This window comes from Paenibacillus melissococcoides (assembly GCA_944800085.1).
Classification (GTDB): domain Bacteria; phylum Bacillota; class Bacilli; order Paenibacillales; family Paenibacillaceae; genus Paenibacillus_B; species Paenibacillus_B melissococcoides.
Map to the genome: position 1 here is coordinate 563,843 of CALYLO010000004.1, position 23,945 is coordinate 587,787.

34 protein-coding genes and 2 pseudogenes are annotated in these 23,945 nt (G+C 45.2%); 28 read left to right on the forward strand and 8 right to left on the reverse strand.

Annotated elements, in window-relative coordinates; all coding sequences use genetic code 11:
- Nucleotides 1-110 precede the first annotated feature (110 nt).
- The 5 genes from OCY70_RS17385 (at nucleotide 111) to OCY70_RS17405 (ending at nucleotide 6,968) form a co-directional block, all read left to right on the forward strand.
- A protein-coding gene (locus tag OCY70_RS17385) for an IS630 family transposase (RefSeq protein WP_213431522.1) occupies nucleotides 111-1,150 on the forward strand; the annotation gives its coding sequence in 2 pieces (ribosomal slippage) (nucleotides 111-614 and nucleotides 617-1,150; 1,038 coding nt in all).
- A 35-nt stretch (nucleotides 1,151-1,185) separates the two neighbouring features.
- On the forward strand, nucleotides 1,186-2,055 hold the full coding sequence (locus OCY70_RS17390; RefSeq protein WP_213431531.1) for a restriction endonuclease subunit S: 870 nt from the start codon (nucleotides 1,186-1,188) through the stop codon (nucleotides 2,053-2,055).
- Nucleotides 2,056-2,111: 56 nt separating this feature from the next.
- The gene (locus OCY70_RS17395) at nucleotides 2,112-3,671 is read left to right on the forward strand and encodes an IS5 family transposase (protein ID WP_390905276.1); all 1,560 of its coding nucleotides are present in this window, start codon (nucleotides 2,112-2,114) and stop codon (nucleotides 3,669-3,671) included.
- A gap of 26 nt (nucleotides 3,672-3,697) precedes the next feature.
- Nucleotides 3,698-4,006 carry a restriction endonuclease subunit S gene (locus OCY70_RS17400; RefSeq protein WP_249725554.1) on the forward strand — a complete coding sequence of 103 codons (309 nt, stop codon included), beginning with the start codon at nucleotides 3,698-3,700 and terminating at the stop codon, nucleotides 4,004-4,006.
- Between the two features lie 31 nt (nucleotides 4,007-4,037).
- Complete coding sequence (locus OCY70_RS17405) at nucleotides 4,038-6,968, forward strand: type I restriction endonuclease subunit R (RefSeq protein WP_213430686.1); 2,931 nt, start codon at nucleotides 4,038-4,040, stop codon at nucleotides 6,966-6,968.
- A gap of 99 nt (nucleotides 6,969-7,067) precedes the next feature.
- Here OCY70_RS17405 and OCY70_RS17410 read toward each other — a convergent pair whose 3' ends face one another.
- The 6 genes and pseudogenes from OCY70_RS17410 to OCY70_RS17435 all read right to left on the reverse strand — a co-directional run bounded on the left by OCY70_RS17410 (nucleotide 7,068) and on the right by OCY70_RS17435 (nucleotide 11,988).
- Nucleotides 7,068-7,724, reverse strand: coding sequence for a M48 family metallopeptidase (locus tag OCY70_RS17410; RefSeq protein ID WP_249725553.1), 657 nt, complete (start codon nucleotides 7,722-7,724; stop codon nucleotides 7,068-7,070).
- Nucleotides 7,725-7,879: 155 nt separating this feature from the next.
- A complete protein-coding gene (locus tag OCY70_RS17415; protein ID WP_213430684.1) occupies nucleotides 7,880-8,203 on the reverse strand; it encodes a hypothetical protein in 324 nt (107 codons plus the stop codon).
- A complete protein-coding gene (locus OCY70_RS17420; protein ID WP_213430683.1) occupies nucleotides 8,190-8,495 on the reverse strand; it encodes a hypothetical protein in 306 nt (101 codons plus the stop codon). The genes OCY70_RS17415 and OCY70_RS17420 overlap by 14 nt, the downstream gene beginning before the upstream one ends.
- Nucleotides 8,496-8,624: 129 nt before the next feature.
- Nucleotides 8,625-9,905, reverse strand: a pseudogene (locus OCY70_RS17425) (SpoVR family protein); the annotation flags it as partial.
- Nucleotides 9,906-9,928: 23 nt separating this feature from the next.
- Complete coding sequence (locus OCY70_RS17430; protein ID WP_213430875.1) at nucleotides 9,929-11,347, reverse strand: recombinase family protein; 1,419 nt, start codon at nucleotides 11,345-11,347, stop codon at nucleotides 9,929-9,931.
- A gap of 11 nt (nucleotides 11,348-11,358) precedes the next feature.
- Nucleotides 11,359-11,988 (reverse strand): LexA family protein, encoded by a 630-nt coding sequence (locus OCY70_RS17435; protein WP_213430874.1) that lies wholly within the window; start codon nucleotides 11,986-11,988, stop codon nucleotides 11,359-11,361.
- A gap of 155 nt (nucleotides 11,989-12,143) precedes the next feature.
- On the opposite strand from OCY70_RS17435, the gene OCY70_RS17440 reads away from it, so the two are divergent.
- The 6 genes from OCY70_RS17440 (at nucleotide 12,144) to OCY70_RS17465 (ending at nucleotide 14,295) form a co-directional block, all read left to right on the forward strand.
- Nucleotides 12,144-12,395 carry a helix-turn-helix domain-containing protein gene (locus OCY70_RS17440; RefSeq protein WP_213430873.1) on the forward strand — a complete coding sequence of 84 codons (252 nt, stop codon included), beginning with the start codon at nucleotides 12,144-12,146 and terminating at the stop codon, nucleotides 12,393-12,395.
- A gap of 52 nt (nucleotides 12,396-12,447) precedes the next feature.
- Nucleotides 12,448-12,603: a hypothetical protein gene (locus OCY70_RS17445; protein ID WP_213430872.1), complete on the forward strand. Its 156-nt coding sequence runs from the start codon at nucleotides 12,448-12,450 to the stop codon at nucleotides 12,601-12,603.
- Nucleotides 12,604-12,703: 100 nt separating this feature from the next.
- Nucleotides 12,704-12,865 carry a hypothetical protein gene (locus OCY70_RS17450; RefSeq protein ID WP_213430871.1) on the forward strand — a complete coding sequence of 54 codons (162 nt, stop codon included), beginning with the start codon at nucleotides 12,704-12,706 and terminating at the stop codon, nucleotides 12,863-12,865.
- Nucleotides 12,862-13,152 (forward strand): hypothetical protein, encoded by a 291-nt coding sequence (locus tag OCY70_RS17455; protein ID WP_213430870.1) that lies wholly within the window; start codon nucleotides 12,862-12,864, stop codon nucleotides 13,150-13,152. Before OCY70_RS17450 ends, OCY70_RS17455 begins: the two co-directional genes overlap by 4 nt.
- Before the next feature lie 229 nt (nucleotides 13,153-13,381).
- Complete coding sequence (locus OCY70_RS17460; RefSeq protein ID WP_213430868.1) at nucleotides 13,382-13,999, forward strand: BRO-N domain-containing protein; 618 nt, start codon at nucleotides 13,382-13,384, stop codon at nucleotides 13,997-13,999.
- Between the two features lie 17 nt (nucleotides 14,000-14,016).
- Nucleotides 14,017-14,295, forward strand: coding sequence for a hypothetical protein (locus OCY70_RS17465; protein WP_213430867.1), 279 nt, complete (start codon nucleotides 14,017-14,019; stop codon nucleotides 14,293-14,295).
- Here OCY70_RS17465 and OCY70_RS17470 read toward each other — a convergent pair.
- Nucleotides 14,264-14,623, reverse strand: a complete 360-nt coding sequence (locus tag OCY70_RS17470; protein WP_213430866.1) for a hypothetical protein — start codon at nucleotides 14,621-14,623, stop codon at nucleotides 14,264-14,266. The two genes, OCY70_RS17465 and OCY70_RS17470, sit on opposite strands and share 32 nt — an antisense overlap.
- Before the next feature lie 102 nt (nucleotides 14,624-14,725).
- Here OCY70_RS17470 and OCY70_RS17475 point away from each other — a divergent pair, with 102 nt between their 5' ends.
- The 3 genes from OCY70_RS17475 to OCY70_RS17485 are packed head-to-tail and all read left to right on the forward strand — an operon-like array spanning nucleotide 14,726 to nucleotide 15,931.
- On the forward strand, nucleotides 14,726-15,526 hold the full coding sequence (locus tag OCY70_RS17475) for a phage antirepressor (RefSeq protein WP_213430865.1): 801 nt from the start codon (nucleotides 14,726-14,728) through the stop codon (nucleotides 15,524-15,526).
- A complete protein-coding gene (locus tag OCY70_RS17480; protein WP_213430864.1) occupies nucleotides 15,523-15,672 on the forward strand; it encodes a hypothetical protein in 150 nt (49 codons plus the stop codon). Before OCY70_RS17475 ends, OCY70_RS17480 begins: the two co-directional genes overlap by 4 nt.
- 16 nt (nucleotides 15,673-15,688) lie before the next feature.
- Nucleotides 15,689-15,931 carry a hypothetical protein gene (locus tag OCY70_RS17485; RefSeq protein WP_213430863.1) on the forward strand — a complete coding sequence of 81 codons (243 nt, stop codon included), beginning with the start codon at nucleotides 15,689-15,691 and terminating at the stop codon, nucleotides 15,929-15,931.
- Here the strand turns inward: OCY70_RS17485 and OCY70_RS17490 are convergent.
- Nucleotides 15,870-16,310 (reverse strand): hypothetical protein, encoded by a 441-nt coding sequence (locus tag OCY70_RS17490; RefSeq protein ID WP_213430862.1) that lies wholly within the window; start codon nucleotides 16,308-16,310, stop codon nucleotides 15,870-15,872. The genes OCY70_RS17485 and OCY70_RS17490 overlap by 62 nt on opposite strands.
- 92 nt (nucleotides 16,311-16,402) lie before the next feature.
- On the opposite strand from OCY70_RS17490, the gene OCY70_RS17495 reads away from it, so the two are divergent.
- The 14 genes and pseudogenes from OCY70_RS17495 (at nucleotide 16,403) to OCY70_RS17560 (ending at nucleotide 23,945) form a co-directional block, all read left to right on the forward strand.
- A complete protein-coding gene (locus OCY70_RS17495) occupies nucleotides 16,403-16,600 on the forward strand; it encodes a hypothetical protein (protein WP_213430861.1) in 198 nt (65 codons plus the stop codon).
- Nucleotides 16,597-16,764, forward strand: a complete 168-nt coding sequence (locus tag OCY70_RS17500; protein ID WP_213430860.1) for a hypothetical protein — start codon at nucleotides 16,597-16,599, stop codon at nucleotides 16,762-16,764. Before OCY70_RS17495 ends, OCY70_RS17500 begins: the two co-directional genes overlap by 4 nt.
- 64 nt (nucleotides 16,765-16,828) lie before the next feature.
- Complete coding sequence (locus OCY70_RS17505) at nucleotides 16,829-16,993, forward strand: hypothetical protein (protein ID WP_213430859.1); 165 nt, start codon at nucleotides 16,829-16,831, stop codon at nucleotides 16,991-16,993.
- A 144-nt stretch (nucleotides 16,994-17,137) separates the two neighbouring features.
- On the forward strand, nucleotides 17,138-17,329 hold the full coding sequence (locus tag OCY70_RS17510) for a hypothetical protein (protein ID WP_213430858.1): 192 nt from the start codon (nucleotides 17,138-17,140) through the stop codon (nucleotides 17,327-17,329).
- A 48-nt stretch (nucleotides 17,330-17,377) separates the two neighbouring features.
- Nucleotides 17,378-18,286: a hypothetical protein gene (locus OCY70_RS17515; RefSeq protein ID WP_213430857.1), complete on the forward strand. Its 909-nt coding sequence runs from the start codon at nucleotides 17,378-17,380 to the stop codon at nucleotides 18,284-18,286.
- On the forward strand, nucleotides 18,264-19,067 hold the full coding sequence (locus tag OCY70_RS17520; RefSeq protein ID WP_261945003.1) for a PD-(D/E)XK nuclease-like domain-containing protein: 804 nt from the start codon (nucleotides 18,264-18,266) through the stop codon (nucleotides 19,065-19,067). Before OCY70_RS17515 ends, OCY70_RS17520 begins: the two co-directional genes overlap by 23 nt.
- The gene (locus tag OCY70_RS17525) at nucleotides 19,064-19,387 is read left to right on the forward strand and encodes a hypothetical protein (protein ID WP_261948774.1); all 324 of its coding nucleotides are present in this window, start codon (nucleotides 19,064-19,066) and stop codon (nucleotides 19,385-19,387) included. The genes OCY70_RS17520 and OCY70_RS17525 overlap by 4 nt, the downstream gene beginning before the upstream one ends.
- A 5-nt stretch (nucleotides 19,388-19,392) precedes the next feature.
- A pseudogene (locus OCY70_RS17530) lies at nucleotides 19,393-19,602 on the forward strand (LexA family protein); the annotation flags it as partial.
- A gap of 19 nt (nucleotides 19,603-19,621) precedes the next feature.
- Nucleotides 19,622-20,560 carry a hypothetical protein gene (locus OCY70_RS17535; RefSeq protein WP_261944914.1) on the forward strand — a complete coding sequence of 313 codons (939 nt, stop codon included), beginning with the start codon at nucleotides 19,622-19,624 and terminating at the stop codon, nucleotides 20,558-20,560.
- A 5-nt stretch (nucleotides 20,561-20,565) separates the two neighbouring features.
- Nucleotides 20,566-21,507, forward strand: coding sequence for a primosomal protein DnaI (gene dnaI, locus OCY70_RS17540; protein ID WP_306433993.1), 942 nt, complete (start codon nucleotides 20,566-20,568; stop codon nucleotides 21,505-21,507).
- Nucleotides 21,508-21,604: 97 nt separating this feature from the next.
- Entirely contained in the window at nucleotides 21,605-21,808 is a 204-nt protein-coding gene (locus tag OCY70_RS17545) for a hypothetical protein (protein WP_213431442.1), read from the forward strand.
- 216 nt (nucleotides 21,809-22,024) lie between these two features.
- The gene (locus OCY70_RS17550) at nucleotides 22,025-22,600 is read left to right on the forward strand and encodes a Holliday junction resolvase RecU (RefSeq protein WP_213431441.1); all 576 of its coding nucleotides are present in this window, start codon (nucleotides 22,025-22,027) and stop codon (nucleotides 22,598-22,600) included.
- A gap of 99 nt (nucleotides 22,601-22,699) precedes the next feature.
- Nucleotides 22,700-23,323, forward strand: a complete 624-nt coding sequence (locus OCY70_RS17555; protein WP_213431289.1) for a hypothetical protein — start codon at nucleotides 22,700-22,702, stop codon at nucleotides 23,321-23,323.
- A 118-nt stretch (nucleotides 23,324-23,441) separates the two neighbouring features.
- Entirely contained in the window at nucleotides 23,442-23,945 is a 504-nt protein-coding gene (locus OCY70_RS17560) for a hypothetical protein (protein ID WP_213431290.1), read from the forward strand.

A 23,945-nucleotide genomic window follows, 5' to 3' on the forward strand; every position in this document is an offset into this window, starting at 1 on the left:
TTGATAAACTATATAAATTGAATTAAAGTTTTAGAGAATTATGGTAAGGAATTTCATACCTGCATGTCGAATGAATAAAGGACCACAAAAAGACAGGTAGGGAGTAGAACATGGAAAACCCAACGAAGCTTGACGAAGTGAAGCAAGCCATGAGAAAAGCAAAGGATCGCCGAATGTACGAGCGCTACCAGGCATTATATTTACATCTCCAAGGGGCTCCGGTAAAAGAGATTGCCCATACGTTGGACCGAAGCGTTCAAACGGTAAAGGCATATATCAAGGCTTATGATCAGGGCGGACTTTCCGGACTGCAAATGAATCATTCGCCGGGCGCGCCTGTTCGCTTAACAAAAGAGCAGCAGGAAAAGCTGAAGCAGACCATAGCTCATTGTGTTCCTCATGAGGTGGGCTTTACCGCTCGCCATAACTGGACGCTGGAACTGATTGCAGCCTTTATTAAGCGTGAATTTGGGCAAACGTATTCGCTTCGCGGGGTCTCGAAGATGATGCACCGCCAAGGGTTAAGCTACACCAAACCGACATACACTTTAGCTGCAGCAGACGAGGAGAAGCAACGCCAGTTCTCGGAAACCATTTTTCCTGCGTTAAAAAAAGACTGATGAATGATGAGATCGACCATTTGCTATTTGAAGATGAGTCCATGATCCGTGACTACCAAGCCATTCAAAAAACATGGTTTCTTAGGGGCAAACAGCGAATGATTCGAACGGCAGGCAAACACCGTGGAGTCAAGCTGCTGGCCACGCTTGACTATTCCACCGGCAAGGTGGTTTGGCAGGAAGACGAGCAATACACAGCCGAGACCTTTTTGAGTTTTCTCCAAAAGGTTGTTGCTCACTATCCTGCAGGCAAAATCGTCATCGTGTTAGATAATGCTCGCATTCATCATGCCAAGCTGCTCCGGCCGTTTTTGGACGAAATGAAAAGGCGGCTTGAACTTGTTTTCCTGCCCCCTTACAGCCCTCAACTCAATATTGTTGAAGGGCTATGGAAATGGCTGAAGTCCGATGTCATTAACAATGTGTTCTATCACACGGTTGCCGATATTCGCAAGAATGTCCTGCAGTTTATGAACGAGATCATGAAATCTCCATGGTCCATTATTGATCGCCTGTGTATTAGGTTCTAGTTGAATGGTTCAATAGTTCAACTTATATAGATGGAGTGGTAGATAAAATTGTAGGTGGAGGCACCCCATCAAGAGATATTCCAGACTATTATGTAGGAACTATACCATGGTTTACCGTAAAAGATATGGATGGATCCTTCTATATGGGGGAGTCGCAAGAATATATAAATGAAAATGCTATAAAAGATAGCACTACGAATTTAATAGAAGCTAACAACGTAATAATTGCAACAAGGATTGCGTTAGGAAAAGGGTTTGTTAATACTCGAGAAATCACAATAAATCAAGATTTAAAGGCACTTTATTTAAATGAGCATAAAGTAAATAAATGTTACTTCTTATACTGGTATTTGCATAAAAAAGACTTAATTAAGAGTATGGGATCTGGTTCAACAGTAAAAGGCATTCGATTGGAACAACTAAGAGAATTTAAACTACCTGTGCCACCACTTATCGAACAACAAAAAATCGCCGAGATTCTTTCGAAAGTTGATGAGCAGATTGAGAATACAGAAAAACTGATTGAAAAAACAAAAGAGCTTAAAAAAGGGTTAATGCAGAAATTACTGACAAAGGGCATTGGGCATAGAGAATTTAAGAAGACAGAGCTTGGTGAAATTCCTGTTGAGTGGGAAGTAAAGAAAATCGGGGAACTAGCCATGATTGATTATGGTATTTCTGAAGCAGTATCTCAAAATACAGATCATAATATAGGTATACCTATAATTACAGGTGCAAACATTGGTCTTGATGGTAAACTTGATACATCTAAATTGGTTTATATTGAGCGTAAAAACCAAGAGAGATTTAAATTGAATGTAGGTGACCTATTATTTAATTGGGGCTTGCTGAACAATCATTTTTCTAAGGTTTTACAAGGATTTCTGGACTCTAACTCGAAATAAAATGCAAGGAAAATGCGAATTTCTTGCAAAAAATCGTGCACGTGGAGTGAACCAACATGTATCGTAGAACCGAAAGCCAGCTTCAGTTGTTCGAAGATTTCTACTTGCCGTTTGGCGGTAAATTAAATAAGGAGAACCGTTGGGTTCAACTGGCCGCTATCATCCCGTGGTGGCGGGCAGAAGAATTCTACGCGAAGTCGTTCAAGAAATCAATGCGCGGCCAGATCCCCTTGTCTGTTCGTATGGCTTTGGGAGCGCTGTACATTCAGGAACGTATGCAGCTCGATGATCGAGAGACGGTCCAGCAGATCACCGAAAATCCGTACTACCAGTACTTCCTTGGGCTGCCGGCGTTCCAAGATAAGCCTCCGTTCCATCACTCGCTGTTGACCCATTTCCGCAAGCGATTGGGTGCGGATGTCATTGAACGAATCAACGATTGGATTTTGGAAGAGGACGCAGAGCGAAAGAAGCAGGAACAAAACAAGAGCGATCCTCAAGATCCTCCAGGCAGCGGCCATGGCTCTGATGGAACATCCGTTAATGAAGACGGCAAAAGCAAAGAGAAACCATGCAACAAAGGCACCTTGATGCTCGACGCGACCTGCGCACCGGCCGACATCTCGTATCCGACCGATTTGAAATTATTGAACGAGGCGCGGGAAAAACTCGAAGCGATCATCAATGTTCTGCACGAGCCTTTCGTCGGGAAGGCCAAGAAACCGAGAACGTATCGTCAAACCGCCCGCAAACGCTACCTCGAGATCGCCAAGAAACGGCGAACGGGTGCCAAAGCCATCCGGAAAGCGGTTGGCAAACAGCTTCGTTATGTTTCGCGTAATCTTGGCATCATCGAAATGCTGGCAGCGAAAAGCAGCTTGAATCAACTGGGTTCGCAGCAGTATCGGCAATTGCTCGTCATTTCCGAGCTGTATCGTCAACAGCAAGAGATGTACGACAAACGGACACACTCGGTGGAAGATCGAATCGTCAGTCTTTCCCAACCGCATGTACGGCCGATTGTCCGCGGGAAAGTGAATGCTCCCGTCGAGTTTGGAGCAAAGCTGGCGATCAGTCTGGTGGATGGTTACGCTCGGATGGAGAAGCTGTCCTGGGATAACTTCAACGAAAGCATGACACTGAAAGCTTCCGTGGAGTCGTTCGTCCAGCGATATGGGTGTTATCCGGAAGCCATTCTAGCCGACCAAATCTACCGAAACCGGGAGAACCTTCGCTATTGTAAGGAGCACGGCATCCGTCTGAGTGGTCCAAACTTAGGACGTCCGAAGAAAGAAGCGGAACCAGAACGGAACCAGGCCAGACAGGATGCTTCAACGCGTAACGCGATCGAAGGAAAATTCGGAGAAGGCAAACGCTCCTACGGACTGGGGCGTATTCGAGCACGCCTTCGAGAGACAAGCGAAACGGTCATTGCTCTGCAACTGCTTGTTATGAATCTCGAACGCAAGCTGCGCGTTCTCTTTTTGCCGATTTTCAGACTGTTGCTGAATCTGTGCCGTCAGCCTCTGTGGCCTAAAAGGCAATATGTTCAGCAAGCCCTAATTGGAGATCAGGTAGTCAAAATCATGTTGGTAAGACTGCTATTTTTTCATTAGAAGGTGAGTACACGTATGCTTCTTTCATATTACGAATTAGGCTTAATGAGATAGCGGATAAACAGTTTTATTATTACTTAATTAATTTCTACAAAGAAATAGGAGCGTTTCTTAAAGATACATCAATGCAGGTGAATTTTAAATTGAATGCGACAACTTTTAGAGATGTAAAATTCCCTGTCCCTTTACTTCAAGAACAACAAAAAATCGCCGCGATCCTTTCGTCGGTAGACGAACAGATCGAAAGCTACGAACAAGAAAAAGAGAAATACCTTCAACTGAAAAAAGGATTAATGCAACAATTACTAACAGGAAAAATGCGAGTGACGGTGTAAGCCGTCACTCCTTACTGGGAGTGGATTAGACGTGAATCCTGTAGAATATACCGAGGTTGAGCAGCCCTTAATTGAGCAATTGCAAAGCTACGGCTATACCTACATTGAAGGTTCGAAGCTGGAAAACGACCGCATGTCCAAAGCGAGCGTATTGCTGGAGCGGCGCTTGGCAGCTTCGATCCGGAAGCTAAATCCGTGGATCGATGAATCGAACGTAGAGCGGGTTGTGAAGCAGTTCGTATCGTTGCAAGCCGATGATCTGTGGCATGCGAACAAGACCGTATTCGAGTGGTTGTTCGGGCAAGGGATATCGGTCATGCAAGATATCGGAGCGGGCAAGAAAAATCAGACTGTTCGGTTGTTTGATTATGAAGATGTGAACAATAACGATTATATTGTCGTCAATCAACTTGTCATCGAAAATGCCTCCGGCACCATCCGTCCGGATCTGATTGTATATATCAACGGCTTACCGCTTGTACTTATTGAATGCAAGAGCCCCAAATTGCAGACGGACAAGCAATTGCCCGAAGGGGTGCGCCAATTCGAACGCTATATGAAGACGAACGAGAAACTGTTCTGGTATAACCAGATGCTAATCGTAACGAGTCGGGATCGGGCCCGCGTGGGAACGATATTTGCCAAGCCGCAGCATTATGGACTATGGAAAGATCCCTATCCCTACACCTTTGAACAAATTGGAAGCCGCCGAGCGCAGGATGTGCTCGTTTCTGGCATACTGCGCAAAGATTCGGCGCTGGACTTGATGCGCAACTTTATCGTGTTCGATGGCAGGGTGAAGAAGCTGGCCCGCTATCAGCAGTATCGTGCGGTAAATAAGACGATTGAACGCATGATGAACGAGACCAAGCCTTCCCTGCGCGGCGGTGTTGTCTGGCATACGCAAGGTTCCGGCAAATCGTTAACGATGGTGTATTTGGCCATGAAGCTTAGACGGCAAGCTTCCTTGGCTAACCCAATGCTCGTCATTGTAACCGATCGTCAAGACCTGGATGATCAGATTACGAAGACGTTCCAACAAGCTGGATTTCCCAATCCGACGCAAGCAGCATCTGTAGCGGACTTGAAACGGCAACTGGCCAAAGGGCCGGGAGCGACTGTTATGACGCTGATTCAAAAGTTTCAGGGCGATGAGGACAAGACATTTCCGATCATTTCCGAATCCGAGCATATTATCGTCATGACCGATGAATCGCATCGTTCACAATATAAAGGATTGGCGCTTAACATGCGCAAGGCACTGCCGAATGCGACCTTTATTGGATTCACGGGGACGCCGATCGATAAGAAGACCCGATCCACTACCGGAAAGTTTGGTTCCTACATCGATAAGTATACGATCCAGCAAGCAGTTGAGGATGGGGCCACGATACCGATACACTATGAATCGCGTTTGCCGAACCTGCATATGAAGGGCGACACCTTGGATGAACTGTTTGCTCGTACTTTTTTTGAATATGATGACGACGCTAGAGAAAAAATTCAGCAAAAATATGTGAATGACCAGCTTCTATTGACCGCACCGGAGCGAATGAAGGAAATTGCGTTGGATATCGTTCGTCACTTCGAATCGCATATTCTCATAAACGGTTATAAAGCTCAGGTCGTTGCCGTATCCCGCTATGCGGCGGTTGAATACAAAAAGCTGATTGATCAGGTTGCGATGGGGCAATTCGAGACGGCGGTTATTTTTTCGGCGGCGCAAAATGATAAAGGGGATTTACCTAAATACCATATTTCGAAAGATGAAGAGAAGAAGCTGATTGAGCGGTTTAAGAAGCCGTTTGCCGAAGATAAGTTAGCGATGTTGATTGTATGCGATAAACTATTGACCGGATTCGACGCACCGATAGAACAAGTCATGTATTTGGATAAGCCCTTAAAGGAACATAATCTACTGCAAGCGATTGCGCGTACGAATCGGAAGTACGATGCGAATAAAACGTATGGCTTGATTGTCGATTACTTTGGCGTATCTCGCTTTCTGGATGAAGCACTTGAGATTTTTAGTGCTAATGATGTGCAAGGAGCTTTGCAGTCTATTGATGATGAAATGCCGAGATTGGAGCAGCGCCACCGTGCAGCGATGCGTTTCTTTGATGGTTTGAAGCCGAATCAGTGGGAAGAAAGCATTTTGCGGTTAGTGGATGAAGATGTAAGGGCTGATTTCGAGATCGCATACAAACGCTTTGCACAAAGTATGGATAAGGTGATGCCAAGTCCTAAGGTTGAAAAATTCCTGCCTGATCTGAAGCGCTTAGGTTCTATTCGTCAATTAGCAAAATCGCGCTTCTCTATCGATGACGGCATGGATATTTCCGATTGTGGCGAGAAGGTCAAACGGCTCGTATATGACCATATCTATTCCTCAGGCATTGATGCTAGAGATCCTGTATCGATTTTGGACGTGTCCTTTAAAGAAGAATTAGAGAAGAATACACTGCCCGAGACAAAAGCGGCCCAGATGGAGCATGCGATCAAGAAGGAGATTTCTGTTCGTATCGGGGAGGACGAAGTGTTCTATACGTCTTTGAAGAAGAAAGTTGAAGAACTGCTCACGCGGTATAAAGAGCGGCAGCTTACGATTGATGAACTGTTAGAGAGGCTGAATGCTGTTCGTGATGAACTGGTGGAGAAAGCAAGCGGCAAGACGACTAGCGGATTAACCTACTTGCAAGAGCCATATTTCAATAAGTTATACGAGGTATGCGAAGAACGCACAGAGTATGAATTGAAGGAAATTGCGATCGAGGTACAACAGTTCATTGAAGAGCGTGTTACTCCAATCAGCGACTGGACATCCAAGAAGGACTTTAAACGACAGTTGACAGGCGAACTTAAAGTAAGGCTTGTTGTAGAAAGGAATATGAATATCAATGAGGCTTCCATGTTGACAGGTTATTTCACTGCACTTGCTGAAACGCAGTACGGTAAGAAATAATGGAGCCCGGGTACGAAGTTAGAAGTTTATGCATCGAGGATAGTGGAGCAAGAAAATGAGAAGACCAGCCTTTAGCAAAAGCTTTTGGGTTGGTCTTCATTATACGTTCAGGAGAGTACCGTTCAATCGAAGCCATTCTTTTTTCTCTTCATATTCAGAAAGAAGCATGCGGACCGTATCCCAATATTCCTTAGAATGGTTCATGTATTTAAGATGCGCCAATTCGTGAACAAGCACATAATCTACAACTGACGCAGGTGCCAGAAAAATGCGCCAGTTCAATATGATGTTGCCTGCCGGTGTGCAGCTGCCCCACCGTTGTTCCTGATCTCTAATTATGATTGCCTTCGGTTGGTGAGTAAACTTTATCGTGAATTTTTTCATCCGGTCTTTTGCCACTACAAGCCCCCGATGCTTAACCCAATCGATGTATAATGGCAGGATAAGGTCCCGATGCTGGCTTTCGGCAACATCGCGATGAAGCTCGGCACGAAATTGCCCCTGATAGAAGCTTAGCTTAGGTGTTTCGACATCGGCTTTCTTACATACTATCAAGCGGTATTGTCTTCCGAGGTAAGGCAACTTTTCACCGGATACAAATCTTCGTTGGAGACTTGTCTGCTTCATTTCCTCAAAGTTCAGCAATTGAGTGCGAATCCAAGCTCCCTTTCGATATAAGATCTCTTCTATGACTTGATGTTCTGCAGTTTCAGGAGCAATCACTTTAACCCCTTGTTGATTAACGGAGATAGACATGGTCTTGCGTCTGCTGCTCCGCGTCAATTCGTATGGAATAGTGACAGAGCCAAATTGAAATACGTGCCTCATGATTCCTCCCGTAATCGTATTATAGCAGGAAATTGTGGGGGAAATCTTGATGCTTGAAGATAAAATTGTTGTAAGTGAATGGATCATTCCTCTTCCGGTTCAATACCCCAAAATATTTCATGTGATTCAGCATTATTGGCATAGAAGCAGGCATCGACATAGACATGTAGAAGACTATGATCAATTCTGTAGATAAGAATGGCATTGCCGATTAAAGTCCAGAAATAACCGTTGAATTCAAAACCAGGAAAGTCTGAAACACCATAAGCCTTTTCATGTGGAAGATGACGCAGCACATCTTTCGAGCGACGAAAGACATGCATGGGATCGACTTTGTACGGCTGCATGCGAGCTAGGGCCACTCGCGCATAGCTTGTCCACATTACGCGATATTTACGATCGGTCATCAGAGACCTCATCTAACAATTGAGCAAATTCTTCTTCGCTGTCACTGTAAGTTGAGATTCCTTTCTGACGATCATCGCGGGCTTGCTTCAGTTGATAAAGTACACCTGGGTCCTTGAAGATAACGGATGTCAGCTTCTGTTTTTGTTCCTTAGAAAATGGGACGGTGTCAACTTTTTTACTTAGGGTTACATGATATCCGAAGTGATCTTCGATGAAATGTACAAGATCTTCGAGTTCGACGACAGATTTATGTTTAAAATTTTGTTCCAAAGTATCTTTTGGGATGGACATGTTCATCACCTGCCTTCATTTCTATTTTACCACAATGAAATGAGATCCAATAGTTATGCAGTAAGAAGCTGGTTCCCTTGAAGAAGGGGAGGCCAGCTTCTTTTGATAGCGAACGGAAATATTAGACTGTTACATGAACTTCCGCGATACCTTTTTCCCGTCATAGGTGAACAGCACCGTCTTTTCCTCGACCTTCGTCTCGAGGTGGACGGCCTTGCCCCATAGCGTGTAGACATACGGCAGCGTACGTTCGAGATATTTCAGATCGAGCTCGAGCCCTTCATAATGATGCTTCAGGAACAGCTCGCCGTTCCGGTGATAGTCGCCGTCCTCGACGACGAGGTAGGGGAAGCCGCCGTTGACGCGCGAGTAGACGAGCTGATCGCGGATGTTCTCCCATGATTTATCGGTAATTCTCCATTCCGGGCCCTTTTTCTCGAAAATGTACAGGTCCAGCTCTTCCGTCAGTTGTTTCGTTAAGTAATTGCGCAGGAACGATTGGTCGGAGTCGAATTCGCGCACCTCGAAAATTTTGGCGCGGCCCTGCCCCGGCTCGCGGCCGAACCGCTCTCGCTCCTCCTGCGTCGGGTTATCCCACCGCTTCTCGATGTCCTCGAATATTTTTACGCCCAAATAATAGGGATTCAGGCTGTGGCGCGACGGCTGCACGACCGAAGCGTTCAGCTTCGCGTACTCGAGCGTCTCCTCCGGTGTCAGATCCAGCTCCCGCAGGATGCGCTGATGCCAATACGAGGCCCAGCCCTCGTTCATGATTTTGGTCTCCATCTGCGGCCAGAAATAAAGCATCTCATCGCGCAGCATCGTCATGATGTCGCGCTGCCAATCCTCCAGCACCGGAGAGAATTCCTGGATGAACCAGACGATGTCCTTCTCCGGCTCCGGCGGGAAGCGGCGGTCGGCCATCTCCGATCGGGATGAGGCGGAGCGCATCGCCGCCTTCATTTCCTCGAGCGCCCACAGATCGTCGTACGCCCCCGGCGGTCCGGGCGGCTTCCCTTCGCGCTGCTCGCGCATTTTCAGCTCCATATAGCGCTGCTTGTCGAGCGTCCGCGGCCGCACGATCTGCGGATCGATATGCTCCTGGATGGCGAGCACGGCATCGATGAAGCTCTCCACCGCCTGCGCCCCGTATTCCAGCTCATACTGCATGACGCGCTCGGCCGTCGCCGACATGCTCTCGACCATATTGCGGTTCGAGGCGGAAAAGCGGGCATTGTTCTTGAAAAAATCGCAATGCGCCAGCACATGCGCGACGATCAGCTTGTTCTGAATGAGCGAGTTGCCCTCGAGCAGGAAGGCATAGCACGGGTTGGAGTTAATGACGAGCTCGTAGATTTTGCTCAACCCGAAGTCGTACTGCATCTTCATTTTATGAAAAGTCTTATCGAATCATAATAAATATGAAAAACAATTTATAAAAAATTCAATTCAATAATCGGATCCTTATCCTTTTGTAATGTAACAGATTTAATGACTTTTCGAATGGCGGTTTTTTGTTCGTCCTCTGTTAGGTAATCCCATGCCATGCCAACATTTTTTATAATGTTGAATAAATCATCGTTACTTCTATTCACCGGCTTTGAAACCAATATATCCTCTATACTGTTTTCAATAGATTCCCGTTGTTCTTCAAGCGTCCTTATTCTACCACTTACTGAGGAGGCTTTTATTTCTCCTTCTTGTATGGCCTCATAAAGATTATCCAGACTTGATGTAATTTTTTTTAATTTTTCTTCCAGCGAAAACAGTGCTGACTCCGAATTGTCATCGACCTTTAATGTTTGTTGGGCTTCTTTGAATTCATCGGGGTAAAGCGTTATCGTTTTCAACTGATCAATCACATATTTTTCAACATTCTTCCTCGATTTATATCCCAACGAGCAGTTATTGCTTCTTTCTTTTTTTCGTACATGTTGATTTCTACAAGCGTACAAATGGTATTCATATACCTTCCCATACCTTTTTGTTATCCGTTTTACGTGAACGACATTCTCCCCACACACACCGCATTTCAGTAAACCAGTAAGTAGGTATTCGCCTTTTGGAGTAGCGCCTTCTTCTCGGTTATGTATTTCCCTTTGAACATCTTCCCATGTTTTTAAATCGATAATAGGTTCGTGGTTCCCCTTAATCCAGGTTCCGCCATCGTTTAATTCGCCAATATATATTCTCCTGACTAGAATATCCCTAATAACTGCATGGTCTATTACTCGACTGTTGCAACGCGACCGTGCCCATTCAGCTATAGAAAGACGTGATGCACCATCCTTGTATTTATCAAAGATTGATTTAATTAGGAGTGCCTCATCAGGTACAATAATCAATTGCTCTTTTTCTTTGTCCCAGTAATAACCTAATGGTTCTCTGCCCCCGTACCATTTTCCCATACGGATTCTTTGCCTCCTTCCCGCTGTGGTTCTTTCTACAATCATATCGCGTTCTAATTGAGCGAACACGGCCAAGACACCAATCATAGCTTTTCCAAATGGCGTTGTCGTTTCGAAAGGCTGAGTGGCTGATTTGAAGCCAACATTATTCCTTTCAAATATTTCTTCCAGGATATACAGTACGTCCCGTTGCCTTCTGCTTAGTCGATCCAGTTTATATACAACAACAAGATTGATTTTCTGGTTCTCTATGTGTCTGACTAGCCTGTTGAGGGCTGGTCTATCCATGTTTGTGCCTGTGTATCCGTCGTCTATGTATAATTTATACTCTTCCCACCCTTGAGATTTACAATACGCAATCATTTTTTCTTTTTGTGCATCAATTGAAAAACCGTGTTGAGCCTGTTCTTCGGTAGATACACGAATGTAAATGCCAACAACCATATCATTCACCTCTACATATCGAAAAGAACTTTCTTGAGCTTTCCAATAATTTTAAAAGAACAAGTTTCATCATTGCCAAAGACGGGGCTATAGTTCGGATTTTCGGAATGTAGTACCACGATCCCGCCGTTTTTGAAAACACGTTTCAAAACAATTTCCCCGCTTAAAAGAATAGCAGCTATTTCTCCTTCTTCAACATCATCTTGGGCATGTATTAAGAGTAGGTCGCCGTCATGAATTCGAGCATTCACCATGCCATCTCCATTTGCTCGAATATAAAAATACTCGCCACCTGATACCCATGTAAGTGGTGTTGCTTCAAACCTTTCCACATTTTCAAGGGAAACTATTTCGTCGGTAATTGGGGAACTCTTAATCAAAGGAACCATTGCAACTTCTGAGACACCCATGTAGCTCCGGCCATTAGCTTCTTCAAAGAGTTTGCTTTTTGGAATGTTGAAATGAGACGAGATATTTTCGATCACGCCTGCCCTCGGCAATTTTTTAGCCTTCTCCCAATCCGATACAGTTGATACACCAACACCTAACAATTCGGCTAATTCACCTTGCGTCATGTTCCTCTGTTTTCTCAAAGTATGAATGTTTTTGGCGAATATTTCTTTAAGTTTGCTGTCCGTCACAATCCGCACCTCGTTTTTTTATTTACCTATTATTATACCGCTTTAAACGAAAAATACAACGCCAAAAACGAAAAAATATTCGCTTTAAACGAAAATTAATGCTTGCAATTCCGCTTAAAGCGTAATACAATGTGAATCAAGGAGGTGATACGAACATGAGTGCTATTCCTGAGCGAATGAAAGACACGTTACGATCGCTACGAATTAAATTCGGTTACTCCCAGGAAGAAGCTGCGGCACTTTTGAATATAAGCAAAAGAACCTTACAGCTTTGGGAAAAGGACTCTGGAAACATCTCTTATAGCAAGGTTGAGATGATCGAGCATGTATACAGAACCCCGCGAGACCATATTTTTTTTGGTAAGGAATCCGCTTTTAGCGAAATTATGAAACGACTAGTAATTTAGAGGGTCGTCCCATATTCGCATAAACATATCTATATTTTAGGGAGGGGTGATTATGGACAGAAAACGTTTCCCGCCTGATGTCGAAGAGTATCTGCATAGAGTTTGCTTAAATGCGGTACTTCGAGCAATCGAAAACGGGACTTATAAACAGCCACAAGATAATCAAGATAATACTGAAGTTGAATTATTGAAAGCGGGCAACTCTTAAGAGTTGCTTTGAGGGACAAGCCCTATATATAACAGCATGAGCCAATCGAAGTGAATATGAGCATACTTACTCTTAAATAAATCACAAGGAGTGAGTATGGATGGATAAACGGAAATTCGAAGAAAAAAGAAGCACAACATTCAACAATGGTGTATGGAAAAACAAATTATCCAATGAGGCAAGAGAAAGACTTGAGTGGTTTATAGTCAGATTCCTACTCAAACAGCAAAGAAGGGAAATGAAAGGAGATGAAACAGATTGAACAAAACGGTGGACGTTGAGAAAGTAGCGAACGAGATATTAGAAGTCTTGAACAGAAACAATATTTCTTACGATGCCATGGAGTATGTATTTGAGTGTACCAAAAAAGTAGCACACTCAAATACGGTTGCTTATCCTTCGTTGCTTTCGAGGAATGCTAACCCTTCCGCTGCTGAATTAGCTACGGCGGTAGATGTTGAAAAAATAATAGAGGAAATCAATAGCAGACTATCCGCTATCATTCCTCCTCCTGAAGCTTTTTATGGTACTCATCAATCACGAGAGTAGCGACTATTGCTGCGGCTTTTCCAACCGTTGCTGCGAGTCCATCATCGTCGGGTAAGGTATCTGCGAACCGTTTTAAGGCATTGTTTTGAATTTGAGCAAGATCAGAAGAACTTAACTTTTTCATATCTGACGTCTCCTTTCTTGATAGATTGATAAGCCTAGACAACTTTCATTCTATAGAGAAAAGGTGGAGATATCCAGACAATTATAAGAAAGGAGCTGAACCAGCATGAACGTCCGAGTAGAGAACTGGAACGGTTACGATATCCGCTTTGTAGAGAAGGAACCTAATGACTGGTGGGCGGTAGCCAGCGATGTAGCCAAAGCATTAGGTTACCGGGATGCTTACAATTTAACCCGGTTGGTTGATAGTGACGAAAAGGATACTCACTTACTGAGTACCCATGGCGGCGAGCAATATGTATCGATCATATCCGAAACAGGAATGTACGAAGCAGTTTTTAATAGTAAGCGCAGCGAAGCCAAGGACTTCAAACGATGGGTGAAGCAATTGATTAAAACCCTTCGCCAATCCACAGGACTAGAAGGCTTCCAGGTATTCCGCATGCTCGACAAGGAGCATCAACGAGAAGCAATGCGTAATCTAAGCAGCTCATTGCGTCAGCCAGTCCGTAGGGATTTTATCAAAGCCAACACCATAGCGGATAAGGCGGTATCGTCCAAGTTCGGTCATCCGAAGATGCTCAAGAAAGGGCAGATGACTCCCGACATGTTGGTAGCTCGGCAGCCGATCTTAGAGGATACGGTGAGTTTAATGTCCATGGTGGATCACTTCAAACTTGATTTATCGGTAAGCAAGACGATTTATGAAAAGCACGCTCAGTAGAGAGGAGATAAAACAGCATGAACCAATTAACGGAACAACGTGTAAGGGAGATTTTAGCGGAGGAACTTCAGAAAAAGGACTCCATTGAGAAAATAACAGCGAGTATCGATCGAGTTGAAAATGTTCTGAATGTTTGCTTGGAAAGCTTAGAAGAGCAGGTTGCGAAATATAGTACAAATCCGGACTTCAACATGACAGTACTCACAACGAGAGTAGCCGAGGTTGCAGCTCAGCTACTCAAATTGCAAGCATTCCGTTACATGATTATAAGTCGCCATGAACATCGTGGACAGTAACTAATTGTCTTGAGTAATCGAGCTTGATTCGCTCAAATTCTTTCACAACAGACATCGCCCTTAATTCAGAGATTTTGAATTCCATATTTTCATTCGAGAATTCTTCTTCACTGAATCTCTTTTCAAAAACGAGATTAAATGATGAGCAGCAATATACAAGTTTCACTCGAAATTCTGGCTGTTCTTGCTTTGGCTCTCCATTAGGGAATGAAACTGATGGGCCAACCTTTTCTTTTGAATATAGAGTGATTGCCCAATCATCCTTATGGTTTTTGCTTGAATGAACTAATTCTATAAACTCTTTAAATTCACTAGCTTTTATCATCATGAGATTTACGCCTCCCTTCTACATAGAGTGACAAGCTGGACACTTTCATTCTACAGATGGGGGAGAACGATATCCAGACAATTACAGGAAAGGGGAAAGGATATGAACCAATTACAAGTGTTCCAGTATGTAGGTAATGAAGTCAGAACAGTAATCAAGGATGGGTCACCATGGTTTGTTTTGAAGGATGTTGTCCAAGTGTTGGGATTAAGCAACAGCCGCATGGTCAAGGAGCGGTTAGGAGATGACGTAAGTTCAACTTACCCCATCCCAGATTCCCTAGGGAGAGAACAAGAAACAACAATCATTAACGAAGACGGCCTTTACGATGTGATATTGGAGAGCCGCAAGCCAGAAGCCCGAGCATTCCGGAAGTGGATTACGGGGGATGTGCTGCCGACAATCCGCAAAACAGGTTCATACTCTGTGACGGTTCCATCTTATATGATCGATGACCCAATCAAACGGGCAGAACAATGGATTACCGAGCAGCGAGAGAAGCAAGCATTAGAAACCAAGTCCTTGATGCTGGAACAGCGCGTGGCAGAGTATGAACCAAAGATAAGCTACCTTGACCGCATATTACAGTCAAAAGGCACTGTGACGATTACGCAGATTGCCAAGGACTACGGAATGAGCGGACAGGCACTGAATCTAATCCTTCATGAAGAGAAAGTACAGTACAAGCAGAACAAGCAATGGCTCTTGTACCGCCAGCATCATGATAAAGGATACACCAAGTCTGAAACGATCGACATCACCCGGAGTAATGGCGATCCAGACGTAACAATGAACACGCGGTGGACTCAAAAAGGACGGTTGTTCATTCATGAATTGCTGCAGCGGCGGGGAATTGTTCCTTTGATGGATCGCGAGCCAAGAAAGAAAGGAGAATCGGCATGAAAGTAGATTTGAATCCAGTTATTTGGGACGAAGTGATTGATATCTGTATCGACATTGAGAAAGGTTACATTGACCATGTTGACGGTGCATCAAAAATTCAGGAAGTCGTTGAAAAGTATTTGAACGAAAATACTGAGGCCAATTAAGAAAGGGGATATGAACATGGATGGATTATCAGTGAAAGTGAAAATCGAAGGTTTGGAAAGATTGAAGAAGGCTATCGAATCACTTGAAGCAGCAGTTGAAGAATATGAAGATGCTGTAGCAATGGTTAGCGTAAAAAAAGAAGCTACCGTGATCGTGGTAGCTCCTACTTTCAAAGGTGATGTTGAGGATTTAAAAGTTACTCTCCAAAAGAAATACCAACAATCTGATCTGTGTAAAGAGTCATGTGATTGTAGCTGAATATATTCTCTGGATTAGAGAACATCATGACTTCCACGTTTTTTAAGTTGATAACCTTGAAAATATTGGAGAACGCAGCAGATTCGACGGGTGCCCCCGATTCATCACCACTTAATTCTTTGATGATTGAATTGGTAATTGTACGCATGAAAGTTTTAAGAAATATTTCTGTTCTTGTCTCTGACTCATCGACTCCATCAGATAAAGCGTCTACCACGTTTCCAGTTATCTGAGCAGAATGAGTTAGGAACATCACCTTAGTATCAGGGCCGAATTGCACTTCTTTACCTGATTTTAAGCTTTCTACAGTATCGGCATAACGTGTAATGTGATAGCTCTTAAAGTCGACTTTATCAATTGCGGTTTTAGGTATTGTCATAGTTTCACCTCCCTTCAAAAGTGTCTGGATAACTCTATTGTATAGGGAAATAGAACCATATAAAAGCCAAATATAGGAAAGGTGGATGACAAATGAGTAAACGAAGCGTAGGTAAGAAGACAGTTGTTAGCCTGCTTGGTGTGATTGTGGCGATTCTCGTAAGTCATTCGGAGTATTGGGTCAACTTGAAAGATTCTATTGTTGATCAGTGGCAGAAGGCGGCAGTAAGAATGGACAAGCTGCTGACAGTAGGACATAGAAAACGCGGAGATGTGGGGGTGCTGGTATGACTTTAGAACAACTTGCAGAAATCTGGGGTGAGAGAAGCCCAATGCAACAAGCAATTATTCGCAAGCAAATTGAACGGAGGGAAGCAAAATGTCCAAAGAAAGTCACTGGATTTCGGCAGCATGTGATGCAGATCGTAATGCTTGCCAATTATCTCGGTATCTAGTGTTTGGAACAATCGGCGGGGCACAGGCTTGGTATGAAGCGTTGAACGAGGAGGACACGCAATCATGACCATTGAGCAACGGGCACAAATCGAACGTGCATACGAAGAATACATGCCACTTTACAATCGCTTTTTGGAAGAGCGAAATCCGGAAATCAGACAGCAATTGAGTGCCCAAATGGACGAGCTCGGCCGGAAGTATGGATTTGATGGTGGTGTAGGAAGATGAGGCCAACATGTGGATGCGGAAAGCCGGCAGAATACCTTTGCTACGAAGAAGAACAGCCGCATTGCGAGGCCTGTATGAAAGAAGCTATAGAATGTTCGGTCTATATCATGGTGAGAAAACCACTAGATTGGGGGAATTGGGAGAATGGAAGAACTTCGAAAGGCTATATGCCTGCTAGCGAAGTTGCAAAATAACACCACTGGAGCATCAACGGCTGCTGCACTCTCAGATATAGCTTGGTTCTTGCAACACGACTTAACAGAACTCATCGATCTTTTGCTACAAGCAGAAAGCGAAATGGCCGCGGTGGGGGCCGCGACCAATTCAACACAGTAATAAAAATAGTTACGTGCATTATATCACAAATTCTGGAGGAATCAATAGATGAGTTTCGATGATAATCAGCAAATGGATTATGCCAATTACATGATGCCGACTGAGCCGCCACCATTGCCTTCAGTAACGGCGCAGCTGGCGAATACACGCCAAACAGAAGAGGTTAAGGCTGCTATTTTCATGGCAAAACAATTCCCTAGGGATCAGCAATTATCATTCAATCGTATCATGCAAGCTTGCCAGCGTAAGAAGCTGGCGGAAGAGGCGGAATATGAATTTCCAAAGGGCGGCAGCAAAGTAAGTGGCCCATCTATCAGGCTTGCTGAAGTTCTGGCGCAGAACTGGGGCAATATCGACTATGGGTTAATAGAGCTCGAGCAGCGGCAAGGGGAATCCAAGGTCATGGCCTACGCATGGGATATTGAAACGAATACTCGGCGTCAGATGACATTCACGGCACGCCACGAACGCAAGAAAAAGGGAAACATTGATAAGTTGAATGATCCTCGTGACATTTATGAGCTAGTTGCTAACCTTGGAGCGCGGCGCATGCGTGCCTGCATCCTAGGTGTGATTCCTGGTGACATCGTTGATGCAGCACTTGACCAATGTAAAAAGACTCTTGTCAGTGGATATACGGAACCTTTGGCGGATCGTCTTCGCAAGGCATTCCAGCAGTTCCAAGAAAAATACGGTGTCAGCAAAGAGATGTTGGAAGAATACATTGGCTGCAACCAAGAGGCTTTCACAGAGAACGACTATCTTCGAATAGGTAACGTGTGGAAGGCGCTGCGTGACGGTATGGCGAAGCGAGAGGACTATTTCACGGTCAAGCCAATTGCGCTGCCTACGAAGGCAGAAGAGGAATTCTTGAAGCAACAAGAGTCCGCAGTAAAGAAAGGTAAGGCGGCGGAAGAGTCTGGCGGTGAGGATAATGCTGCAACTGAACAGCAATAACTACTATTCTGCTGAAGCTAATTGGGAGTATATGAGCAACAGCCAGTATAAAGACTTCCGGACGTGTGAGGCAATGGCAATGGCGAAGTTAGGAGGCTGGCAGGAGCCGCCTTCTGACGCTCTCCTAGTCGGTTCTTATGTACATGCCTATTTTGAAGGGGCGAAAGCATTAGAGGAATTCAAAACAGCTACGCCGAGCATCATTTCGACACGGGGGCAGTCAAAAGGACAGCTAAAAAGCCAGTTTAAAGAGGCAGAAGCTATGATTGCCGCCTTAGAGAACGATCCAATGTGTATGTTCCTACTACAAGGTCAGAAGGAAGTAATTATGTCTGCGGAGTTCGCTGGCACACGTTGGAAGATCAAGATTGATAACTATGAGCCTAACAATTTTAGATTCAGCGATATTAAGACTGTTCAATCGATAACCAAGGAAGTATGGGACCCTGCAGGCGGATATGTCTCATTCGTTGAAGCACAGGGATACGTAACGCAGATGTCTTTATATGCAGAGGTAGAACGGCGTAGGTTAGGCCGAGATGGATGGATAGAGCCGTACATCATAGCAGTGTCTAAGGAAGACCCACCAGACAAAGCAGTTATTAGCATCAATGCTTATGACATTCAACGGGCACTGGATGAAATAGAGCGATACATGCCGCGGATACTGGATGTGAAGTTTGGAGGGGCAGAGCCGCAACGGTGTGAGAAATGCCGCTATTGCCGCGAGACCAAGACACTTAAACATATCATTCACTTTTCGGAGTTGGTGGCAAGATGACACTACCATTTAATCCGGTTCCGAAACCGGGCAAGAGTAAGCGAATGAAGTTGACGCAGAAGCAGATGGGCGATATAAGCCCGTCTGTGGATGCGGAACTAAAGGAACGGAGCAAGGGCATATGTGAAATTTGTGAGAAGGCATGGGCAACAGAGAGGGCGCACCTGACCGGACGGAAACAGCTTGATTGGAAAACCAAGGTTACGGATCTGCTGCATCTTTGCACAGACTGTCACCGGTGGCTGGACGGCACACAAGAAGGCATACGGTTCAGACGATTGGTAGCGCACATAATCAATACGGTATTAGGGAGAAGGTGAAATACATGCGGGGTCAGATTAGTCCTAAACGACAAGCAATTTTTGAGTTTATTAAAGAACATGTACTTGCAAAAGGGTATCCACCAACAGTGCGAGAGATTGGGCAAAAGGTGGGACTTGCATCCACAAGCACAGTGCAACGTCATATTGATGCCTTAGAAGCACAAGGGAAGATCAGACGCAAGCCAAACAGTCCTCGAACAATAGAAATTATTTTATAAGCAGGTGGGTGGTATGCAAGGCTGGATAAAACTTCATAGAAAGATCCGATACAATGCCATTTTTAACAATCATCAATTGTATCGGCTATGGACAATCTGCTTGCTTACGGCAACCCATAAACGGCGCGAGCAGATTGTCGGGAATCAGACAGTTTTGCTCGAGCCAGGACAATTTGTAACCGGTAGATTTGAGCTTCATTCGGAGTATAACAGCGGTCTAAAGAAGAAGGATCAAGTTTCAGAATATACCGTTTGGAGATGGCTGATGTCGCTCGAAAAAGGCGGATTTTTGAGCATCAAAACGAGCAACAAATTTAGCGTCGTAACCATTGATAACTGGGCACTTTATCAAGGTTCAGACAACGATGATGAGCAACAAAACGAGCAGCAAGTGAGCAACAAACGAGCAACAAATGAGCAACAAATGAGCACAAACAAGAATGTAAAGAATAAAGAGAATGAAAAGAATGATGAGAAAGATAGTTGTTGTTCGGATGATATCGAATCAATCTTTGGACTGAATGAAAAACAGGATCCCGTTCCTGATACTTCAGATACGGACTCTGAACCAATGATTTCAGTTCACGAATATCGACAGAAGGTTGCTTATAAGTATCTTAGTCGCAGAGGCAAAGGCTTCTACCTTACGAAGATAGACGAGGATGAGGTAGATAGTTACATTGTCGAACGCATACCGTTACGAGTAGTGCTGCAAGGCATAGATTATTCCTTTGACAACTTCAAGCCAAAGCACAACCGCGATGAGATTAAAAGCTTGAAATACTGTTCCCCAGTCATATTTTCTCTTTACGCCCAGCAAGGTACCGTTCCCGCTGCAGAGGCGTCGGGTGCCGTCCCGGAGGTGGATGCCGTTCCGCCCGGAGAGAAAGGCAAGGAGAACGTAATAGATTTGCTTGAGCAACTCAAGAAAATGCGAGGTGATACCGGTTGAAAGATATGGGCGCGGTCTTAGGTGAAGCTAAGGTAATCCCGCCGAATTACAAAGAACGTCTGGCGCGTATGGAAGCAGAACTTGAGCATCACCCGGATATAGTTGCGCTCAAGGAAAAGTTTCCTGATTGCGACCTAAAGAAGAGCAAGAAAAGCGAGCTATATAACTATACCCGTAATTGTGATAATTGCCGGGCTTGTACGGGGCTGGATACCTGCCAAAACGAGTTTCCTGGGCATAGGTTGGTGCCAGATTCGGATCCGCCGTACCTGGAACTGCTCAACTTCCGGCTGCTGCCGTGCCATTTACAACAGGCTTTAAACAAGCAGCAGAAAATAAAACACATGATTAAAAGCCATCATATGCCAGCATCAATAACAGAATCATCGTTTGAACAATTGGACGTCGATCCGCAGCGGCAGGCAGCCATAACAGAATGTATGAAATACTGCTTGGATTTTAAAGAGGGTGAAACGGTCAAAGGCCTGTATCTTTACGGGGGCATGGGGATCGGGAAAACGAAAATCATTGGAGCAGTCGCCCATGAGTTGGCTAACCGTAGTGTAGCGGTCGCAATGGTGTATGTCCCGGATTTTCTGGAAGAAGTGAAAGGTGCTATATCGACCAATACAGTCAGCGAGAAGTTGGATGCAATACGAGATGTGGATGTACTGATACTGGACGACATTGGGGCCGAGCCGTTGACGACTTGGACAAGGGATGAAGTGTTAGGGCCAGTACTGCAGCGGCGTATGGAGCAAAAGCCTACGCTATATACTTCGAACCTCACAATGACCGAGCTGGAAAGGCACCTTAGCAACGTGAAGGACTTCGACAAGATGGAACCGCAGCAGCACAAGAAGAAGGCGGCACGGATTATGGAACGGATCGAACCGTGGGTAAAGTTGATTCATGTAAACGGACGGAATAGGAGGAGAAATCCATGAAAACTTGCACTATTTGCGGCGGTAGTAAGGTGGTTATCAAGCGCATAGGGGCAATGACGCAGTTCGGACCGTGCCCCAATTGCAAAGAGGGTTCGAGATGATAGACGGATTCGCGTACAAGTCAGGAAAGAAGCCTGTGCCTCGCAGAGATCCCGAGAGGGACGACAGAGACCGGAAGGCGAGTGACGTTGTAGAGCGGCAAATGACGCCAGAGGAACGGGAGCGGATGGAAAAGATCGGCCCATACCGGGATCGCGATGGTCAGAAGCGCCGGCCCAGCCCGTATCCGGGAAGGTGGTAGAGATGGCATATATCGCATGTGACGACATGGATTTTATGTGGGAACAAAGGGATCTTGAAGTATTCCGGCAGATGTGGAAAGAAGGCTTTTGTGTAACGGATATTGCCCGTGCGTTCGCCCGGGATGCAGACGAAATAGGGCTATTGGTAATGGACCAGAAACGGAAAGGACATATCAGAAACCGCCCAGGAGGAGCATTAGGGAGGAGGATGCCAGATGGAATACGGTAACCGCGGTATGGCGTTTGAAGAGTTAATTGAATATTCTAATCGGTTGTATGAGAGTCAGGGGCTTGCTGTAATCAACAAGCGGCCGACTCCGGTCAAGGTAACCCGCAGCCAGGGGAGCCGGGTAATATCAGGGTTTTTCGAAAAGCAATCAACGGTTGACTTTGACGGCGTATATCGAGGGCGGGCGATAGTGTTCGAGGCGAAATCTACCAAAAATCCTACTAGATTTGACTTGTGCAAGCTTCCCGATCATCAATACGAACATTTGGAAAAGTGTCATAAGAATGGGGCCGTAGCCTTTGTACTTGTCAGTTTTGAAAAACAGAAGAAAGAATATCTACTCCCATACACGGCGCTACGGCCATACTGGACGGAATACAAGAAGCCTGTCGGCAAGCGTAGCATGAGTATTTTGGATTTCGACGTCCATGCGTATGAGGTGGATGCAGGGCGGGTGCCGCTGGATTACCTTGCAGTTGTGGATCAAGTGTGGGAAACATCAATACAGCGTGAGGCGAACGGAACGACCTATTCTAGCGATTATAAAATTAATCTAGTGTAAATCATCATCCAGACATCAAAGAGGCTCTACGAGGCCGTAGAGCGCGCATACGCACATGCATCGAATCGAACATATATTCGTGAAAAGGTGGGGTATTGAATGAGTCGGATAAAAGTAAATGTTCAAAACGGAGCAGCCAGCGGACAGATTGAAATGGAGGACGCGAGCCATGAGCACAAGTCGGCCCTGATTCGCGGGTTCATGCGAATATTCAGCAGCCTAGTGCCAGGGCGAGCGGCCGGGGGAGCGGAGCCAACAACATCAAAGGCGAAGGCAGTCCGGCGGGAACCTGATGTTCTGCTGCAAAAGGCAGAGGCGAAGCCGAGGACAGCGCCGGTTCTAAGGAGCGAACCACAAGAGCCGGCCGGGGATTCGATAGAAGTCAGCAAGCCGCCTCTGCTTCATTCGGAACGCACGCTTAGTGTTTCGATTGGGGAAGCTGTAGCGGCTCCAGCAGACGAGCCAGAATGGTGGAAGACCGGGATCAAGTATAAGAACGGGGTGCCGCACTACCGCTGCCGGTACTGGTGTAAAAATCCGAATTGCCGGGATAAGGGAAGTGATTATATCCGTGGGGGCGAGATAGAGATCCGCTGTCGCAAGTGCGGTCAAAAATTGGCTGTACGGCTTGCTACGGGCGAATATCAGGATATTAAGACGCTGCTCCCGGAGCGGGATCAATGGGGGAACTTCTATATTGCTGATCGCCTAGTGAATGGATAAATTACTCACCACAATTTTGTGGGCAGTGGCGGGGAGGGTTATATTTCGCCCTCCTTGTCAAAAACGACGTGAATTATTCCTGAAATATTCTTGAGTCAAAAGGACGGAGGGAAAGCCAATGGCTAGGGTAGTAGTACCGAAGCAATATAAATGCACACACTGCGGATTTATCAGCAATAAAACCAAGTCGATCAAATTACCAGGGATCACATTTGCAGTTTGTTTTAAGTGTCGGGGCCGATTGACAGAAAACCCAGAGTGGCGGGAGTGGTACCGTGAGTATCACGAACGCGAACGGATAAAGAGGCAACAAGCCGTTGAACCAAAAGAGTGCGAAGGATGCGGAGAGAAGCGGCCGGCAGAAGAAATGAAATCCTTAGAAGGTTTGGACCTGTGCGATCATTGTCAAAAGATGGAGCAGAAAAGTAAACAGTTCGCCTCGTTGGAGGAAGAAGAAGGCCGCATAACTGATGAAATCATGGAACTTGAATCGGACTTGAATTGGGCACAAGAACGAGTGGATGAGATAAAGGCCAGAATCACGGAGGCCCGAAAGAGATACGATGAGAACGAGCTTAGAATGACGAATTTTGATTGGGCTATTGAGGGGAAGGGTGAATAA